The 18,396-nt window shown below is 67.9% G+C and carries 10 protein-coding genes and 3 pseudogenes; 5 read left to right on the top strand and 8 right to left on the bottom strand.

Going from position 1 to position 18,396, the window contains the following annotated elements; genetic code table 11:
* The first annotated feature begins 30 nt into the window (after positions 1 to 30).
* From BUE44_RS38165 to BUE44_RS34140, 4 genes and pseudogenes are all read left to right on the top strand, one after another.
* Entirely contained in the window at positions 31 to 453 is a 423-nt protein-coding gene (locus BUE44_RS38165) for a hypothetical protein (protein ID WP_200804615.1), read from the top strand.
* Between the two features lie 1,234 nt (positions 454 to 1,687).
* Positions 1,688 to 2,080 (top strand): annotated as a pseudogene (locus tag BUE44_RS34150) (NF041680 family putative transposase); the annotation flags it as partial.
* Complete coding sequence (locus tag BUE44_RS39065) at positions 2,064 to 2,453, top strand: hypothetical protein (protein WP_073502919.1); 390 nt, start codon at positions 2,064 to 2,066, stop codon at positions 2,451 to 2,453. The pseudogene BUE44_RS34150 and the gene BUE44_RS39065, both read left to right, overlap by 17 nt.
* A gap of 222 nt (positions 2,454 to 2,675) precedes the next feature.
* On the top strand, positions 2,676 to 3,821 hold the full coding sequence (locus tag BUE44_RS34140) for a hypothetical protein (RefSeq protein WP_073502918.1): 1,146 nt from the start codon (positions 2,676 to 2,678) through the stop codon (positions 3,819 to 3,821).
* Positions 3,822 to 3,982: 161 nt separating this feature from the next.
* Here the strand turns inward: BUE44_RS34140 and BUE44_RS34135 are convergent.
* The 6 genes and pseudogenes from BUE44_RS34135 to BUE44_RS34110 form a co-directional block, all read right to left on the bottom strand.
* Positions 3,983 to 5,175 (bottom strand): IS3 family transposase gene (locus tag BUE44_RS34135; RefSeq protein WP_107415941.1). Its coding sequence is split into 2 segments (ribosomal slippage): positions 3,983 to 4,911 and positions 4,911 to 5,175, totalling 1,194 coding nucleotides; the frame shifts between segments, so codons are not numbered across the junction.
* 140 nt (positions 5,176 to 5,315) lie between these two features.
* A complete protein-coding gene (locus tag BUE44_RS34125; RefSeq protein WP_073502915.1) occupies positions 5,316 to 5,894 on the bottom strand; it encodes a hypothetical protein in 579 nt (192 codons plus the stop codon).
* A gap of 90 nt (positions 5,895 to 5,984) precedes the next feature.
* Complete coding sequence (locus BUE44_RS38160) at positions 5,985 to 6,242, bottom strand: hypothetical protein (RefSeq protein WP_200804614.1); 258 nt, start codon at positions 6,240 to 6,242, stop codon at positions 5,985 to 5,987.
* Between the two features lie 693 nt (positions 6,243 to 6,935).
* A pseudogene (locus BUE44_RS39930) lies at positions 6,936 to 7,094 on the bottom strand (RHS repeat-associated core domain-containing protein); the annotation flags it as partial.
* 3,335 nt (positions 7,095 to 10,429) lie between these two features.
* A pseudogene (locus BUE44_RS39925) lies at positions 10,430 to 11,416 on the bottom strand (DUF6531 domain-containing protein); the annotation flags it as partial.
* Between the two features lie 670 nt (positions 11,417 to 12,086).
* Entirely contained in the window at positions 12,087 to 13,463 is a 1,377-nt protein-coding gene (locus BUE44_RS34110) for an IS1380 family transposase (protein WP_073502912.1), read from the bottom strand.
* A gap of 797 nt (positions 13,464 to 14,260) precedes the next feature.
* Between BUE44_RS34110 and BUE44_RS37275 the strand changes: the two genes are divergently transcribed.
* Positions 14,261 to 14,620: a hypothetical protein gene (locus BUE44_RS37275; protein WP_073502911.1), complete on the top strand. Its 360-nt coding sequence runs from the start codon at positions 14,261 to 14,263 to the stop codon at positions 14,618 to 14,620.
* Between the two features lie 54 nt (positions 14,621 to 14,674).
* Here BUE44_RS37275 and mobF read toward each other — a convergent pair whose 3' ends face one another.
* Positions 14,675 to 16,561 (bottom strand): MobF family relaxase, encoded by a 1,887-nt coding sequence (gene mobF / locus BUE44_RS34100; protein WP_235002748.1) that lies wholly within the window; start codon positions 16,559 to 16,561, stop codon positions 14,675 to 14,677.
* Between the two features lie 239 nt (positions 16,562 to 16,800).
* Positions 16,801 to 17,652: a hypothetical protein gene (locus BUE44_RS39060; RefSeq protein WP_235002746.1), complete on the bottom strand. Its 852-nt coding sequence runs from the start codon at positions 17,650 to 17,652 to the stop codon at positions 16,801 to 16,803.
* Between the last annotated feature and the right edge of the window lie 744 nt (positions 17,653 to 18,396).

Below are 18,396 nucleotides of genomic sequence, written 5' to 3'. Positions count from 1 at the left end.
AGAGCAGACACCCCGTGGGCCGCAAGCCTCATGGCCCTCCCCGACACCGAGGTCCGCCGCACCACAGCCGCGGCCATCACCGCCGCCCGCGACACCTCCCTCACCCGCAGCGCGGCAGCACAAGCCGGCCGAGCAGCCCTCACACCACTACCGGGTTTCCGCACCGGCGACGCCCTGGCATCCGCCGTCCTCACAGCAGCCGCACCCAACCGCCTGGCCGTCTACGACCAGCGAGCCCACAGCGCACTGCACACCCTGGGCATCGCCCTCAGCCACGCACCCGGCCGCTACGCCCGCTACATCAAAGCGATCGACCAACTCCTGACCGCTGCCCCCGACCCGATTCGCCATTGGACCGCCCGCACAATGGACACCGCCCTGTACTGGCTCAACCAGCCCATAACAACATTCAACCAACTTGATCAGTACCCCACCAAGGCTGACACCACCTGATCAACACCCCCGAAACCTGGCAAAACCGCAGCTCAAACACCCCCACTCCATCCAGCCACTCCGGCCAAACAAATACATTCCAGACCCCGCTGGCTTCGTTCACGTGAAGTAGCAGCGTTTGGTCGGCAGTTTGGACAGCAGTTGGCGATCTTGAGTGCTGCAGATGCTCACGAGAAATGACGTCGCCGTACTGCGGTGTCACCGGAGTGCGGCAGAAGGGTCCGCCCCTTGATCACCGGTCGTTAGACTCCCGGCGTTCGGATGCTGTCGATGGGCTGGAAGGCCAAGCCGTGGACGATGATTTCTGGGCCGGCTGGCCGGAACGATGGGCCGGCAGGGACTGCGACGTGCGGACGGCCGTGGGCGCGATCCCGCGGGAGGTCAAGGACCTGTTCAGGTATGACGAGGTCCCTTGGCAGCAGTTCCGGCACTTTTACGGTCCGGGCGAGGAGATCCCCGGACTGCTCGCCACGCTCGCGTCCGGGGACGCCAACGCAGCCGACAGTGCCTTGGAGCGGCTTTGGAACAATCTTCATCATCAAGGCGGCACCATCGCGGTGGGGGCACTGGCGGTGCCGTTCCTGCTCCGGGTCGCGGCGACTGGGCGCCCCGAACTCCGTGCCCAGACCCTTCGCCTGGTCGCCGAGATCGGCCGGTGTCAGCACATGGGGGACGGAACGCGGGAAGGCTTGCTGCAGGTCGCTGAGGAGCCGTTGATGGTCGAGGGCAGCACGATGTGCCCGGTGGACTGGACGATCCAGGCCGCCCGTCAGGCCGTCACGGACGACCTGCACCTTCTACTCCCGCTTCTCGCCAGCCCCGACCCCGAGGTCCGCTCCGAGACCGCCTACGTCCTGGCGGCGGCGACCGGCGAGCTTTCACACGTCTTCTCTGCTCTGCAGTCCAAGCTGGCGACGGAAGACGATGCGGTGGTCCGGGTGAGCCTGATCCTGGCGATCGCCCAACTCGCCCGCGAACATTCAGATGAAGACGCTCCCGGGTGGGCCCGGGATCTGTGGTCGGATCCGGACGGCCGCCCGAGGTCCGCATCGGCGCTGGGCTGGCCTGGCTGTGCCTGGTCACCGACCCCGCCCCCGACGAGCTCCGCGCCCTCCTCACAGACCCCGGCATCCGTCAATACGACGACCTGCTCCAGCCGGTGCCGTGGCTCACCTGGATCGACCCCACCGGCGTTGGGTTGCGCGCCCATGCGGCGGTCAGCCGGTTTGGGCGGGTGCTTCTGGCCGTCGAGCACCTGCCGTCCGGCGGGGTCAACAAGCCGGTCTGGCTGTGGTGGTCGCGCACCGGCGCCACCGAGGCCGACGTCAACCGGTGCTGGCAGGCATTCCTGCGAAGATTCGACATCGAGCACACCTTCCGCATGCTCAAGCAGACACCTCGGCTGGACCCGGCCTCGCCTGCGCGACTCCGCAGCCGCCGACCGCTGGACCTGGCTCATCATCGCCGCCCACACCCAGCTCCGCCTCGCCCGCCCACTCGCCGCTGACCTGGGCCGGCCGTGGGCGAGGCCGGCGCCGCCGCACAAGCTCACCCCGGCCCGTGTCCGGCGCGGTTCCGGAACCTCCGCACGACGATCGGCTCACCAGCCGGTGCACCGAACCCAAGCTGATCACGCCTTCATCGTCCCCCGCTGCTGCATCCTCCAGCCACTCCACGAGCGGACCGCGCAGTTCGATATCAGCGCGGCGGTTCCCCTGCCGCAACGACTCAACAACGCGGTGAAGCAGCTCAGCCAGTGCCTCATCGGACTCGATGCGATACGTCATGTCTCCAGAGTTCCGGACCAACCAGGCTTCGCGCGGTCGTTAAGGAACAAGCTGAGCGGGCTCTTGGGGAGGCCGGCGGAGATCGGGGCGGCGGCCGTGCTGCTGATCGTGCACGAGGCGTGGAACCTGTCGGTGCTCAAGAAGATGAACGTGCCCACCTGGTGGCCTCGGGATCCACGGAAGCCCCCGGCCGAGAGGTCTGGGTTGCCGTGAGAGTCCGCATGTGCTCGCATGGATAGGAGGAGGGTTTCCCTCACCTCCCGGCAATCAAGGCTGACCGAACAGCGGTAGGGCGCTTCGCGAAGGTGGTCAAACGCAATGCCTGCGACCCCCTGGGCAGTACTGCTCTGCAAGTCCAGCGACGACGGCTCGGAGCCGTATCCTCGGCGTAGATACGAGGAGATGTTCACGAGTGCGGGGGCTGGGAAATACAACATGGTCGACTACTTCCGCGAAATGTCCCACGGAAGTCTGGACCTCAGTGGTTCGGCCGTCTTCGGCTGGCTTCCGTTGGGCAAGCGGAAATCCGACTACCAGGGCTCCGGGGGAAACCAGAAAGGCCGCAGTGATCTCATCGCATGGGCTCGCGCGGCGGCAGTGGCCAACGGCATCGACCTGACCCCGTACTTCTCGGTTCTCGTGGTCACAAACTGGCCGTCAGATCTGTTCGGTGGCGCGGACGGGGCAGTCTGCGGTGGTGATTCTTTTCCGCCGAGCCTGCTCGGCCAGGAGATGGGCCATAGGTACGGGTTGATCCATTCCAGGATCGAAGGATCGACGCAACCCTACATGGACCCCTGGGACGTGATGAGTGCGGCGAACACCTATATGGCTCCGCACCCGTACTACACCGAGCGGGACAGGCGCGGCAGTCTTCTCTTCACTATCGGCCCGGGGCTCAACGCCGCGAATATGTGGGGCCGAGGATGGGGCGACCAAAGCCGGGTCTGGGCGCCCGAGGAGGATGTGTACCGATACACAGTGCAGTTGCGCCCACTGCACCGACACGACCTCCCCGGGTACCTCATGGCGTTGGCCGGTGGCTATTTCGTCGAATTCCGCGTGCCTGAAGCCTGGGATGCTGCCATCGGGCAACCCGTCGTACTGGTGCATGCGCTGCAGGACGGAATCTCGTACCTGCAATCAGGGGTCTCGGGAAGCCAAGGCCTCACCGTAGGCGACGCCTTCCGCCTTGGTGATCCGGCCGACAAGCTGGGCCACCTCATAGAGGTCGAGGTCACCGATATCGACCTCGCGGGTCACGTCGCCACCATCGGCGTGACCGTCCAGCGCGACCGCCACCCCAAGGCGGGGCCGGCGGTGGTGCTCGACGGCGTGAGCGAGGATGCCGGTGGCTGGGTGATCGTCGGCGGCAAAGTGAAGAAGGTGCCGCCGTGGTCGCCCCTGAAGCAGATCCTGCAATCTGTCGTGTCGATCGAGGAAAGCAACGAGGCGCATTCCGGCGCGACACGTGACCTGATCCGGCGTGAGGCTCTCCAGCGGATCAGCGAGCAGGCAAGCGGTCAGTTGGAGCAGATGCGGATGTTCCATTCACCGAGCGGACCGCTGAACGGCCGCTAACGTCGATCTTTCGTGACTGGCTTCGTTCACTTGAAGTAGCAGCGATTAGCCAACGGTTTGAGCAGCAGTTGGCGATCTTGAGTGCCCTGGATGTTTACCAGAAATGACGTCGCCCGAGGGTGTGAGCTGCCCCGAGTTTCGTAGAGTCCGCGATCGTGTGATCAAGCGGTCTGCGGGGCTTGTTCCAGTTGCGCCCAGTACGTCTGCTCGTACTCGTCGGGTGGCACGTAGCCGAGGGCGGAGTGGAGTCGTTCACTGTTGTACCACGCGACCCACTGGAAGACGGCCCGCTCGACCTCGTCGAAGTCGCGCCACGGCCCCTGATATTCAATCAACTCAGCCTTGAACGTGCCGTTCAGGGCCTCGGCCATCGCGTTGTCGTACGAGTCCGCGACGGAGCCGACCGACGCTGAGGCGCCGACCTCGGCAAGACGCTCCGTATACCGAATGGACACGTATTGCGACCCTCTGTCGCTGTGGTGGATGAGGTCGGCGTCCTTCTTGATCTTCTGCCGCCACAGCGCCATTTCCAGCGCATCCAGCGGAAGGTCGGTGCGCATGTGCGTGGCGGCCTGCCAACCCACGATCCGACGGGAGTACGCGTCCAAGACGAACGCGACGTAGACCCACCCCGACCAGGTCCGGATGTAGGTCAGGTCGGCAAGCCACAACTGGTTGGGCCGTTCGGCCGTGAAGAGGCGGTTGACCAGGTCCGGCGGGCGCGGCGCGGCCGGCTCGGGGATCGTGGTGCGGCGGCGTTGCCCGCGGATCACGCCTTCGATGCCGAGGTCGCCCATGAGCCGCTCGACCGCGCAGCGGGCGACGCGGTGGCCGGCGCGGACGAGGGCGCGGGTGACCCGGCGGGCCCCGTAGGTGCGTCCGGAGTCCTCCCACGCGGCCGTGACCAGCGGTATCAGTTCTTCGTCACGAAGCCGACGGGTCGACTTCGGCCGCGTCTTGCGCGCGAAGTACGTCGAAGGCGACAGTTCCAGCACCCGGCAGACGGGATCGACCCCGAGGCCCTTGTCACGCAGGTGGTCGATCACCTGCTCGGCCTCGTCCGGGGACGGTCGATCTCCTGGGCAAAAAACACCGAGGCGGCCTTGAGGATCTCGTTCGCCCGCCTCAACTCGGCGTTTTCCTTGCGGAGTTCCCTCAACTCGTCGCGCTCGGCAGTCGTCAGCCGGTCGTCGCGTTCACCGGCGTCCGCCTCGGCCTGGCGGACCCAGCCGCGCAGAGCCTCCTTGTGGATGCCGAGGTCGCGGGCGACGTGCGCGATGGGACGACCGGTCGAGCGAACCTCACGGATCGCGCGCTCGCGGAGTTCATCGGGGTACTTACGTGGTGCTGGCACAGCTCGTGGTTCTCCTTACGCCTGGATCGTAACCCAGGCTTCAGGGACTCCACGAAACACAGAGCAGCTCACTTTGTGATGCTTTGCCTTCTGCCCAGTTGCCCGTATAGGTTGAGATATCCGGGCAAGCAGTCGCTCCGTCAGCCGGGGGGCGTGGGCCGTCTGGGGGCGGCGGCCACCACGGCCCTCCGCCACTCCTCCGACGTGTCGCGGAGCGCCTCATCGGTGATTGCGGGGGCGATGCGCCGGAGGTCGAGGACGGCTTCGCGGATCGCTGCGGCCACCCACAGGTCCCTCAGCCGAGCGGGGTCGTCCGGCGGCCTCTCTGGGGAGGACGCCGCAGCGAGGAGATGCCGGTACTCGGCGGGGCCGAATCCGAGGCTTTCGGTGAACCAGTGCCAGATGAGGTCCGGGTCGGTCAGCGGATCGCCCGGCCGGACGCCGAACAGGCTGATGGACGCGTCGTGGAGCAGGATGCGGCGTTTGAGGATCTGGGTGGGGAAATGCAGGGCGCGGCGTTCCTGAGCGGCCACGAGGACCTCCAGGAACGCCTGGGCCCATTCTTCGGCGTGTGCGTCCTCGGCGGAGCTGATCACCGAGAGAAAGGCGTTGCATTCGGCGATCAGCGCCAGCCACCGGTCGCGGTCGGCGCCGACGTCGGATGAGCGGACCAGTCGCCGGATCTCCGGGATTCTTGTTGACGGGTTCGGTACCGGCATACCGGTTCACTCATTTCTGTTTCGTGCGTGCGTGCTGTCGGACGTTCAGGCCGGCCCGGTCAGGTGGCCTGCCGGACCGGTCGGATGAGGCTAGCCGTAGAAGATCTCCCATTCGTCGAGGTCCTCGACCAGTGACACGTCGATGCCGGCTCTCTTGAAGGCGGTCTTGGCGATCTGGAGAGTGGACACGTCCGGTGTGAAGTGGCCGCTCTGGTGGGCGATGACCACCGCCCCGTCCGGAAGGATCCGGCCTTCGCCAGCCGCGTAGACTCCGCCGCCCTTTCCGGCGAGCACGGTGTGCGCCAGTTCCGAGTTCGTCCACCCGTTGCCGCCCGCACTCCAGGGCATGGCCTTAAGGCTCATGCGGCCACTGGCGTTCGGAACGACGGCCCACTTGAAGTGGTCGGAACTGCCGATCTCGGCCCTGAGGGCGTCGAGGCCGCCTCCGTCGGGCAGCGCCCGGGGGTTGATGCCACGGTCGCGGGCACCCTTCAGCTCGGCGTTCTGTCGGGATTCGTCTTGGTTATTGGGCCACAGGCGCGGTTCGTCGCCAGTGCTGAGTGATCCGGCGTCGGAGCTCCACGGGAGGTTGCGCCAGTTCCCTTCCCGCAGTACGCGGGCGAACTGCGGGGCCAGGTCGCCCGCGGCGCCGAACAGCGCGCCCCACAGCAGGTCCTGCGGGGTGGTGGATCGGCACTCGACGGTGTTGACCGCCCACGTGAAGCCAGCGCCGACCAGGCTGTTGACCGTGAGCGAGGTGATGGTCCGCAGGCCGCCTTCGAGCCCGAGGAGTTCGCTGACGCTGGTGCCCGCGCCCGGGATGAGCAGGCCGGCGATGCCGCCTTCGACCGCTCCCTTCCCGGTGGCCCCGGCGAGGCTTTGCCAGCTGAAGTCGTCCTGGTGGCCGACGGTGTAGGAGACGCCGCCGATGACGGCCCCGGTGAGGGCGCCGATCCCCGCGCTGACGCACAGCGGGCAGGCGCCGGACGGGTCGGATAGCACGGTCGGGCGGTCGTCGGCGTAGGCGTAGGCTGAGGTGTATGGGTCGCCGGTCGACCGGTCGAGCGGGTCGGTGCTGGTGAAGCGGCCGGTGGTGGGGCTGTAGCTGCGGGCTCGCAGCTGGTAGCCGAACGCCGAGCCGTTGGGGTCCTGGTACTGGCCGGTGTACCCGAAGGGGTTGGCGGGCGCCCCGCTGACCAGGCGCTGGTGGCGGTTGTGTTGCCATAGGCGTCGTAGGAGTATCGGTACTGGTCGACGCCGGCCGAGCTGGTCAGGTCGGTGACGGAGCCGGACAGGTCGTGGTGGTCGTAGAAGGTGCCGGCGGCGTTGTGCAGCGCCTGCGGCTCACCGAGCGGGTCGTAGCGGTAGTCGGCGATCAGCGCGCCGGAGCCGTTCGTCTCGTCGGCGATCTGCGGGAGCGGGTTGTTGATGTCCCAGTACGTGGTGCGGGAGAGCGCGCCGTTGGCCGTCGTCCTCGTGCGGTTGCCGTCGGCGTCGTAGGTGAACTTGTAGGTGTTGGAGCCGGCGGTGGCGCCGGAGAGCTGGTTGGCGGCGTTGTAGGTGAAGGTGTTGGCCCCGGCGGTGGTCTGGTTGCCGTCGGCGTCGTAGCCGTAGGAGGTGGTCGTGGAGCCGGTCACCGTCTTGGCTAGTTCGTCGGCCGCGTCGTAGGTGTAGACGGTGCTGGTGGTGGTGGAGCCGACGGTGCCGGTGGCCTTCGTCAGTCGGTTGCCGGCCTTGTCGTAGGTGTAGGCGGTTTTCGTGGCGCCGGTCGGGCAGCCGGTCGAGCCAGCCGGGGCAGCGCACTCCGACTGGAGCCGGCCGTTCGCGTCGTAGGTGTAGCCGACTGGCTGGACCGTGATGCCGGCGCGGGTGGCGGTCACCTTGGTCGGCTGACCGGCGGCGTCCCGGGTGGCGGTCCAACTGGACAGTGTGGCGCCGGCTTTGGCGGAGGCTACGGTGGCCAGGTGGCCGGCGCCGTCGTAGCTGCGGGATTCGATGTACCCGTTGGCGGTGGGCAGCGTTGTGGTGGTGAGGTTGCCGGCCGGGTCGTAGGCGTACTTGGCGGTGGCCGAGTTGGCGCTCTGGTCGGTGATCTGCTCGTCGTTGTTGTACGTGAAGGTGGCCTGGGCGCCGTCCGGGTAGGTGCGGCCCGTGACGTTGCCGGCCGCGTCGTAGGTGTAGGTGAATGGGGTGGTGCTGCCGGGAGCGGACACGGTGAGCGGACGGCCCAGGGCGTTGTAGGTGAACGTCCGGCTGCCGGTTGCGTCGGTGACGGCGGTGATCTGGCCGGCCGCGTCGTAGGTGTAGCCGACTGCGGGGGTGCCGTCGCTGTACGTCGTCCCGGTGGGCAGCCCGATGCCGTTGTAGGCGGTGGTCGTCGTCTGGCCGCGGGCGTCGGTGGTCGTCTTGCGGTTGCCGTCGAGGTCGTAGCTGTACGTGTCGGAGCGGCCCAGCGAGTCGGTGACCTTTGTCAGTTGCTGGTCGGCGTCGTAGGCGTAGGTCGTGGCGTGGGTGTTGGGGTCCGTGCGCTTGGTGAGGTTGCCGAGTGCGTCGTAGACATATGCGGTGACCCCGTTGTCGGGCGCGGTGACGGAGGTGAGCCGGTTGTCGGCGTCGTAGGCGTAGGTGGTGGCGTGGCCCAGTTCGTCGGTGGCGGAGGTGAGGTTGCCTGCGGCGTCGTAGCCGCGTCGCGAGTTCGCGCCGGTCGGATCGGTGACGCTGACGGGCTTTCCGACTGCGTCGTAGCCGTAGGTCCAGGTGTAGGCGGCCTTGTTCGCTCCCGCGACGTTGCCCCGCGGGTCGGTCGCGCTGTCCCGGCGGCCGTCGGCGTCGACGGTGTAGGTCGTCTTCTCGCCCAGCGGGGATGTGGTGGAGGTCAGGTTGCCGTCGGCGTCGTAGCCGTATGTGGTCGCGTTGAGGCGTCCGTTGGTGACGGTGGTGACGTTGTTGTTCTTGTCGTACGTCCAGCGGGTGCTCTGGTTGAGCGGGTTGACGATCTTGGTGACGTTGCCGTCGCCGTCGTAGGTGTAGCTGGACTTCCGGTTCAGCGGGTCGGTGACGGTGAGCGGCCGCCGTGCGTAGTCGTAGGTTGTGGCGGTGGTCGCCCCGGTCGGGTCGGAGACGGTGGTCTGGTTCCCGGCGGTGTCGTAGCCGTAGGTCCAGGTGTAGGCGGCCTTGTTTGCTCCGGTGGCGTTGCCCCGCGGGGTGGTCTTGCTGATCAGGTGGTGGGCCTTGTCGTAGCCGTAGGAGGTGGTCGCGCCGAGCGGGTCGGTGGCCGAGGTCAGCAGGCCGGCGCTGTTGTAGGTGCGGGTGCTGGTCCCTGCCGGGTCGGTGGTGGAGGTGAGCTGGCCTGCCGCGTCGTAGCCGTAGGTCGTGGTCGCGCCGAGCGGGTCGACGACGGTCAGCGCGCGGCCGGCTCCGTCGTAGGTGTAGGTGGTGGTTCCGTTGCGGGCGTCGGTGGTGGAGGTGACGCGGCCTGCTGCGTCGTAGCCGTAGGTGGTGACTGCACTGCCTGGTTCTGTGTCGGTGAGTAGCCGCCCGGCGGAGTCGTAGGTGAAGACGGCTTTCCCGCCGAGCGGGGAGGTGACCGTTGTGACGTTTCCGGCCCCGTCGTAGCTGTAGGTCGTCGTCTCGCCGCGCGGCGTGGTCACCGTGGCGGGCCGCCCGGCCGCGGTGTACGTCAGGTTCGTGACGCCGCCGGCAGGGTCGGTGGTGGACGTGAGGTGTCCTGCGCTGTCGTAGCCGTAGATGGTCTGGTTCGAGCGGCCGTCGGTGTAGGTGGCGACGTACCCCGCGGAGTAGGTCCACTTCTGCGTGTCGGCGGCCCCGTCCGCGTGGCTGAGCAGTCGGCCGGAGGAGTCGTAGGTGTCGACGACCTGCACGCTGAGCGGGTCGAGTACGGAGGTGCGGTTGCCGTCTTCGTCGTACCCGTAGAACGCCTTGTTGCCGAAGGGGTCGTAGCGGGCGACGAGCACCCCGGCGTCGTACAGGTCGCTCCACACGGCGCCGTCCGGGCCGGTGACGTCTGTCTCGCCCGCCGGGTAGGAGAACGTGGTCGCGTTGCCGTTCGCGTCGGTCTGTGTGGTGACCCGCCCGGCGGAGTCATAGGTGTTGCGTGTCAGGTAGTTCGACAGCGGGTCCTTGACCGAGGCGAGGCGTCCGGCGGTGTCGTAGCCGTAGGTGGTGGCCTTGCCGTCCGTGGCGGTGACGGTGGTCAGAAGGGCGCCGGTGTAGGCGTAGTCGACGTGCCGGCCGTCGGCCAGGGTGGCCCTGCTCAGCTTGTCGCCGCTGTACGCCAGGGTCACCACCCGGCCTGCGGCATCCGTCACGCTGGCTGGCCGGCCACCGGAGTACCCGACGGCCAGCCCCTGACCGGACCGGTCCACCCTGCTGGTGAGCTGTCCGACCGCGTTGAAGGCGAGCTTCTGCCCGTCCAGGGTCGTCAAGGTGTAGCCGCCGGAGACCGCCGCCAGCGCGGAGCGGCTCAGCAGCGGGGTCGTGAACGTGCCGCTGGAGGTTTTGGTGTAGGTGTAGAGCGCGCCGTTCTCGTCCCGGAGTGTGACGTCCCCGTTGGACGCCACCGTCAGGGCGGTCTCCCATGGCAGCGTCCAGCCGGTGCCCAGCGCACCCGCGACCGTGTCGTTGGAGGAGTAGCCGCGGTTCAGGCTGAAGGCGACGCCCGGAGCGGGCACCGCCGCGTCCGTGAACACTTCGGAAAACGCGCCGCTCGCGGTGTTCACCGGGTCGCACACCAGCGCCTGGGGGCGGGTCGCGCCCGACGCGGTGTCACCGCAGCGGCCGCCGCGGACCTGATCCGCGGTCACACCGGGGAAGGCGTAAGAAATGACGGGCACCGCGCCGCTCGAACCGCCCGCGTCAGTGACCGTGCCGATCACCTTCGCGCTGAACAGTTTCGAGAAGGTCGTCAGGCAGTCGGTCGGCACGGTGAACGTCGCCGACACCCGCGGCGGGGCCGGCGTCGGCCCGCCGTTCGAACCGTTGAGCCGCGTGTAGCCGGAATGCGCGGTCACGGTCTGGCCGAGGTCGACGGTGGTGTCCGTCCCGCATCCGGAGAACTCATAGGTGACGTGCACCTGGTACTGCGGATCGAGGTAGTAGCCGACTGTCGAGTCGTAGGCGTTCTCGGAGTTCCAGATATTCGCCGAGACCGTCACCGACTCGCCCGGGATGACAATGCCGTTGTTGAACGTTCCGGGGTTCGCCTCGGTGTCCGACCAGGACCGCGGATCACCTCCCGGCCCCGACACAACAACAGCGTTCGGAACGCCCCACACCCCCACCCCGGCAGCCGCCTTCGGCGATGCGGGGCTCTTCCCCGCACCCCCGATGGCCTTTCCTACGTCCTTCTCGGCGGTCGCACGCGAGGTCCTGACGCTGCCGTTCACCGTCGCGACCGTCGGCCGACCGTGCGCCGAGACCACCGTCCGGGCGATGGCGACCACTGCGGACGACGCGCTCTTCCGGTCTCCCGCGACCTGCACCCGGCGCTGCGCCAGCGTCATCGGGACCTGCGCCTTCGCGGGCCTTGGCCCCGCCACCAATGCTGACGTCTGCCCTGGTGGCGCGGCCGCCGACACGGCGGCTGACGGAACCAGGGACAACAGCCCGGCAAGCAGAGCAAGGACTAACCCAGCTGAAAACAGCCTGAAACGCCGAAACCCCATACGGTGCCCCCCCGGGCATCAAATGATCAGTGAGTTACAGATCGAATCGACAGTATTTCAGCCGGTGTCAGAAATATCGGTAGTAGATTTTCAGCCTGGCAGTCACGGCACCCATTTCGAACACGTCGTGACACTGGCCTCAGCCCACTCCGGCAGGTGTAGTCAGGTTGGCCACCGAAGAACCCACGATCACGGCGGGCACGTCCCACCAGGCGAGACATGTACAACACGCAACTGATGCAGCCGGCGCGACGCGATCCGATTGCCGCGACAGCGGCGGAAAATATGCATTATTCCTATCGCTCCCATGTGATATACAACACTTTTGCGACGGTTCCGAGCGCTTAGCCTCGAAGTTTCGTGACGGTCCGCCGACGGAGTCGGTGGACCGTTTTCGTGCTGTGGGGTGAGGTGGTGCAGGCCGAAGACCCGAGTGTCGTCTCGGGGTGGCGCCGGGTTCCACTGTTCCGGGTGTTGGGCTGCTGTCGTAGGGACCGGAATCTGCTGGTCAGCCAGGGTCGGGCAGTTGAGTGAGCCGGTCGAGGGCCGCGGTGATGTGACCGGTCCAGGGCCAGTGCCGGGCCAGGCGAAGGATCCGCCGACGGCCGGTGGTCACGAACTGTCCGGCTGTGGAGAACAGTCGAAGCCGTAGCCGGCGGGGCTCCCACCTGCGGATTTCGCCGGCCAGGGCGAGCATCGGCATCCACGCCAGAAGGTCGAGGGCGAGCTGGACGATCTCCAGCCAGATCCGGTTCTGGGCCGTGCGGTGCAACGGCAGGTTCCGCAGGCCGGTGGCCCGAGCGGCGCGAATGCGGTCCTCGGCCCGGGCCCGCAGCCGGTGACGGAGTTCGAGCTCGGCGATCGGCCGGCCAGGGGTGTTGGTGGCGAAGCAGGTCAGCCGCATACCGTCCGCATCCGTGAGCCGCAACTGGGCCCCAGGATGGGGTCGTTCCTTCCTGACGATCAGCCGCATGCCCTCCGGCCAGCCGTCCAGAACGTCGCCGGTGAGTTCAGCGACCCAGGCACCGTCACGGATCTCGCCGTTCGCCTCGACGGCCGCCGTCCAGGCCGATGCCGGAACCTTCAGCACATGCTGGTGGACCTGCTCTGTGATCACCATGCCGACCGAGTAGGACAGCCACCGCCCCCGCCGGGCGAGCCAGGCGACGAAGTCGTGAGTGCCGCCCGCGGAATCGGTGCGGATCAGGGTCCGGCGCCCGCGCCGGTACTTCTCCGGCAGCTGGGCCAAGGCCAGTTGGGTGGCGGTGATGTGATCGGCGGCCGTGTTCGATCCGGCGTTGCCTGGTCTGAGCAGGGCCGCGACCGGTTCACCCGTGCCGCCGCTTCCGTGGTCGACGAACCCCATCAGCGGGTGGTGGCCGTAGGTGCGCTTCCACGTCGGTGCGGCGTCCTCCTTGTCGGAGTGCGCGATCACCAGCACCCCGTCGAGGTCGACGGTCACCGTCCCGTCCGCGTCAGGCGCTTCCCGGCCGGCCAACCGCCAGACACGGTGGCGGGCTTCAGCCCACGCGGCACGGACCGCGGTCAGGGCCTTCGGTCCGGCCGCCGCGAGGGTGTCGATGAGACGGGAGACCGTCGGGTCGGAGGCCACCGGCCCGAACACGGCCGGCTCGGCCCGCAGCATCGCGACATCCGCGAGGCAATCCCCGCCCAGCGCGACCGCCAGGGCCACATCCAGCACGATCTTGCCCGGATCGTGCACCGCCCGAGCCTTCCGCCACGGCGCCAGCGCCGCGGATATCGCGGTGTCCAAGCCGGCCTTGCGGACGGTCTCGACCAGCAGCACGCCCCCGGCCTGCGAGACCACCGCCCGGCCGCCGCCCTCGATACGGACACGCGGGTACGACCCGATACGCTTCTTCACCTGAGAAGTGCTTCTTTCCATGGCACGATCTGGACCCTCGACAAGTCCTATCGTTCCAGGTCAGGAGCACTTCTCGCTTTTGTGATCAAGCTTCGGACAGACCGCCTCGTGAAAGCCCGAGGTTGGGTTCCGATGTGCCGGCCCGACCGTCCGCTGCGAGAGGCTGTCGCCCCCACGGTTGACGATCACTGGGCAGCAGTTCCAGGCTCCCGAAGCCACACCCCATCTGACCTGCGGGTTTGCTGCTTGCAAAATTTAGCGCAACCATGCTGCCAGCGGCAGAGGTATGCCCGAAGGCTGGGAACTCCCGTTGCCTTCCCGGCTCTTGGGCCGAAGGCCCGGTGCCGGGGACTCCGCAAGCACCGGCTCGCCGCTTATGCGCGTGTCGCACATCGGACAGACGAGCCTTGAGGCATACTCGCCCCCAAGTCAGGCGTGCCCGCACACGGGCAGGCCCTGCCGAAGGAAAGCGTGCAGGTAGAGATTTGACGAGAACGAGCGGGAGCCTGATTATCACTCGTTTTATTAACGAGCGATAATAAGCCACCGCGCCCAAAATCTCGAAAACCTCCCCCGCTAAAACCTCCCCGGAATTTCCGCATCGGGGTTTTGTGCCCTCCGTCGGGCATTTTTTGGAACCACTTTAAAACACACCGGCATGGCCTTTCGCCACGCCGGTCTTCGGCGTGCCCTCACGCCGTGGCGCCTGCGCGCCGCCTCTCCTTGTCACCGCCGGCCGCAGTCGGCTTGTCAGGCACGAGGCGGCAGGGCCGCCGTGTGCCAGAAGGGCACACCTGGTGAGCCTCCTCTCCCCCACCTCAGTCAAAGGCGTCCTGGCGGCGCCGCCGGCCGCCGTCCTGGGCTCCGTACTGGGAGCGCCCTGGTGGGCTGTGATCGTCCTCGCCCTCATCGCCCTGGTCTCATTTATCGCCGTCCCCATCGTCAACCTGGCTTTGGAGCACATCCGGCAACGAAAGGGAGATCCACTTGAGGAGAAGTTCATCGCCACCCTGGATCAGATAGCAGAACCCGAAGTCAAATTGCGGTTGATCATCACCTACCAAGAATTGAAGGGACGTGGGGGACCAGCTGAGCCCAGCCCGGGTCCACTGCCACCCGCTCCCCGTGACAGCGACTCCGATCCGCCCGAGACTTGAGGCCGCCGCGCCTGCAAGGCCCCTGGGCAAGCAGCGCGACGACCGGACGGGGCCTCAGCGGTGCGGCAGGTAGCCGGGTTGGCGCGGCGACGTCGCGGTCTCGCCGCGGTGCTCGCTCGGCTTGGCTTTCGCTGTCTCGCGGGCGAGTTCGCCGATCCTGCGCTGCAGTTCCTCGAGCCACGCCAGCCACTCCGGGGAGAGCACCAGCTGCTGCTCCTGGTCCTCCTGGCCGTCGTCGTCCACGTCAGCCGGATCGGCGAACTGCAGCTGCTCGTACACCGCCACGGCGCTCTCCTGGTCCTGCGGCGAAGGCTTGCCCGCAGGTGCGGCGCGGGCCAGCTGGACGGGTCCGGCCGGGGTCCTGGAGGCCCGCACAAGGGCCTGCAGGCGGATGCTGGTGGCCACCGCCCGGGCGTGGACGCTCAGCTGCGGCACGACGTCCTCCACCGGCTCGAAGCGGTCTACGCGGGCGGTCAGCGGCGGGTGCCAGATGGCGGTGTAGGCGGTGTGACCGGGCGGTCGCGGGCGGCTGCCCGCCACCGGGGGCGGGGTGATGCCGACGCAGTGCGTACCGATCGCCGCGTCCACGATCTGGTTATCCAAGCCGGGAGCGGCGCGGCGGCCGCGCAACTCGCGGGCAAGGTGGCGGCGGCCTTCTGCCAGGAGGTGCCGGCGGCGGAAGTGCTCACGGTGGGTGTAGACGATCGCGGCGACATCGACGGCCACCAGGCCCACGTCGACGCCGCAGGGTTCGGTCCCGGCCGGGGTGGGCCACGCGGCGCGGATGGCGGCCGCGGCGCGGCGGCACAGCGCGAGCAGCCCGTCGACGATCGCGGCGCCGAACCGGCGGATCGCGTCGGCCCGCCAGCGGCGGCGCAGCTCGCTCAGCGGCAGCGGTGTCTTCTTCGCCGGGCGGCTGTCGTCCGCGGCCCGCTTCATCAGCCGGCTGCGCACCCGCGCGGTGGGCGGGTAGCCATGGTCGGCGGTGTACTGCGCTTCCGCCTGCTCCAGCAGTACGACGGTGTCGCGCTGCCGGGTGGCCGTCCAGTCGATCAGCTCCGGCGGCACCCCCGCGATCTCCATCACCGGCCGCAGGCCCGGCGTGGGCGTGCGCGGCTCGGTAGCCAGCCCGAGCCGGTCGCAGACCTCTTCCAGCACCCGCTGGTTGTACAGGGCCCCTGCCGCCACCACGTGCGAGTACAGCCGCCGTGAGTCCAGGTGGCCCCACTTGCCGTCGGCGCGCAGCACCTTCACCGACACCACCAGGTGGTCGTGCAGCAGCGGCATCCGGTGACGGGAGTCGTGGTGCCGGAACCGTGCAACGACAAGTCCGCCGACCGGCCGCTCCCACCGGATGCCGCCCGGCCCGCAGTACACGACGACCGCTTCGTCCTCCAGCCACGCCAGCGTGTCCGCGACCGCGACATCGTGACTGGCGTCGATCGCGGCGACGGTCGCGTCGTCCCCCAGTGCCCGCAGCAGCGACACCGACGCCGGTGGCCGCGGCACCAGATCGAACGCAGTGACCGGCCCCCGGTTCATCTTCCGCCGACGCTCCGGCACCTTGCCGTCGTCGTCCGGCACCACCGCTTCCGGCTCCCCCGGCTCCTGGCCGTGGTCCTGGTCGTCGTCGTACGTCGGGCGGATGAACGCCCGCCCCAGCCGCACCGCTGGCACTTCGCTCTCGATGGCGCCGGGGGTCAGGATCTCCGGATGCGGATGCAGGCCCTGCCCGAACAGCGCCTCCATCTCCGCCTCGGTCACCTCACCCGACAGCCCCAGCAGCCGCGCCCCGCGCCCGGTCCACTCCCCCGCCGGCACCCCGGCCACCTCCTGGCCGACCGGCAACGGCACCCCACGCTCCCGGCCGCCGTCGCCCACCGCCACGCTCTTGAAGTAGTACCGATACGCCGACCCCGGCCGCACCCTCGCTATCGCCATCGTCACCCAGCCACACCACCGCACCCCGGCCGGGCAGAACAGCACAGCGGGCACCAGGTCCCGCCAGACGGAAGGGACGGCCCGAGAACTTCACCGGCCGTCCCGTGCGGCGGGACGGAACACAGCGTGGAGCCTGGAGGGCGAGGGGTGTCCCAAAGCTCCGACTCAGAGGGCTGTCTCGAGCCGAGCAGCTAACTGGCGCCGCTCCCAGTACAGCCAGTTTCTTTCGCTCTATCGATTCAGGGCTTCCGGGTTACGGTGCCCGAGACGAACCATTGCACCAACGTAGCGGCCAGGTGGACTCCAGCCCGCGCCGCTTCCACCGTCTCTGGTGAGGTGGGGGTCTGCTTGCCGTGCCGGGACGTCTGCCCATCCCACAACGCCCGCATCATGGCCTCTACGACCGCGATCGGGTCCCCTGACGGCGCCGCGACAATGGCAGTGGAGAACTTCGATCGGGCATTGCCGATCTCTCCGAGCATCGTGCCGAGCGTCGCCCGCTTGTGATTCGGCTGAATTACCGCGTGAGCTGCGGCTTCCACCGCCTTGATCGCCTCGGCGTACGCCCGCACCGGATCCGGATGCAGCCCGTAGGCCGCCCGCCACGCCAAGTCCAGGTGCATGGAGGCTGAACCGGCTGACGGCTCGTTCGACGCCGCCTCAACGGTGGCTTTGGTAGCCGCAGAGACAGTAGGGTCCACCCGCAACTCCAGGCCGGTACTGTCGTCGGCGACCTTGTAAGCGGAACCGCCCTCACTGAGCCAGAACTCCAACGCTCCGTCCGTGTCGCCTTTGAGATCTACCTCTGTGCGCAGCGCAAGGACTTCGTCCACGACGTCCAGAAGCGCCACGTCCTTGCTGGAGGCCAACTGATCAACCGCCGACCTACGGCTGTCCCGGATGTACCGCAGGCGCACGCAGATGAGATCGGCCATCGAGTCATCGAAATCGTGGTAACCATCGAACTGGTTCTCGATCCAAGCTTGCAAAGGGGCCAGGAGGTGCGCCGGGACACCCTCGTAGAGACCGTCGTCGACAGGGCTCGACAGACCAAGGCGTACGGAGAAGCGCTGTCGGGGTGCGGTGCTCATGCCCGGCAGCGTAGTGGCGGGGTATGAGCACCTGCCTCGGGTTTCTCGTGGACGGTTCCTCCTCGGCCTCAGTCATGCTCGGACACTGAGGTACGTGGCTCGGAGACATGGCCCCGACCCTCCGCACCGGGAGACATCGAAGCCTTCACGGGACTGCGCACGCTCAGCGAGCTGTGTTTCAGCAGGTCATCGCATTCCGCCGGTTGGGCGACGGCAGGCGCTCCAGGGTCGTCATCACCAGCGGACCTTGGTGGTGAAGTCGAGGTAGAAGTCGTCGCCGACGGCGCCGGTCCATCCGTAGCTGTAGTCGGCGTGTTTCTCCCCGGCCCAGAACTCCTGCCGGAACCGTGGTTCAGGGGACTTGGACCTGGCGGACTGGCCGCGTCCTCGCCGCCGTCGTCAGCGACGGGGACAACGACCGGTGTGTACGTGAAGCGGCGCGGGCCGTACGTCACCGGAGTGACGTACGGCCCGCGTTGACGGTTCTGGACATCCTCGCAGCGCCGTTGGAATCCCTCGGCACTGATTCACAGCATCGGATGAAGCGACTTGACCGTCGTGGGCGGTGCGTTCAGACGCCAGCGGTCATCTCCTCGATGCGTTCGGTGAAGCCGTCGGCGGGCAGTGGCAGATCCATGATCATGTCGCATTCGTCGACGAACTGGACGGCGGTGCGGATATAGCCGACAACGGCGGTGGTCGCGGCGGGGACCGGTCTGTGGTCGGCGGCGATCTGGAGGCAGG

It is taken from the genome of Actinacidiphila paucisporea (genome assembly GCF_900142575.1).
GTDB classification, from domain to species: Bacteria; Actinomycetota; Actinomycetes; order Streptomycetales; family Streptomycetaceae; genus Actinacidiphila; species Actinacidiphila paucisporea.
Note: the sequence above shows the minus strand (reverse complement) of the source record. Positions and strands in the feature narration are given on the sequence as shown.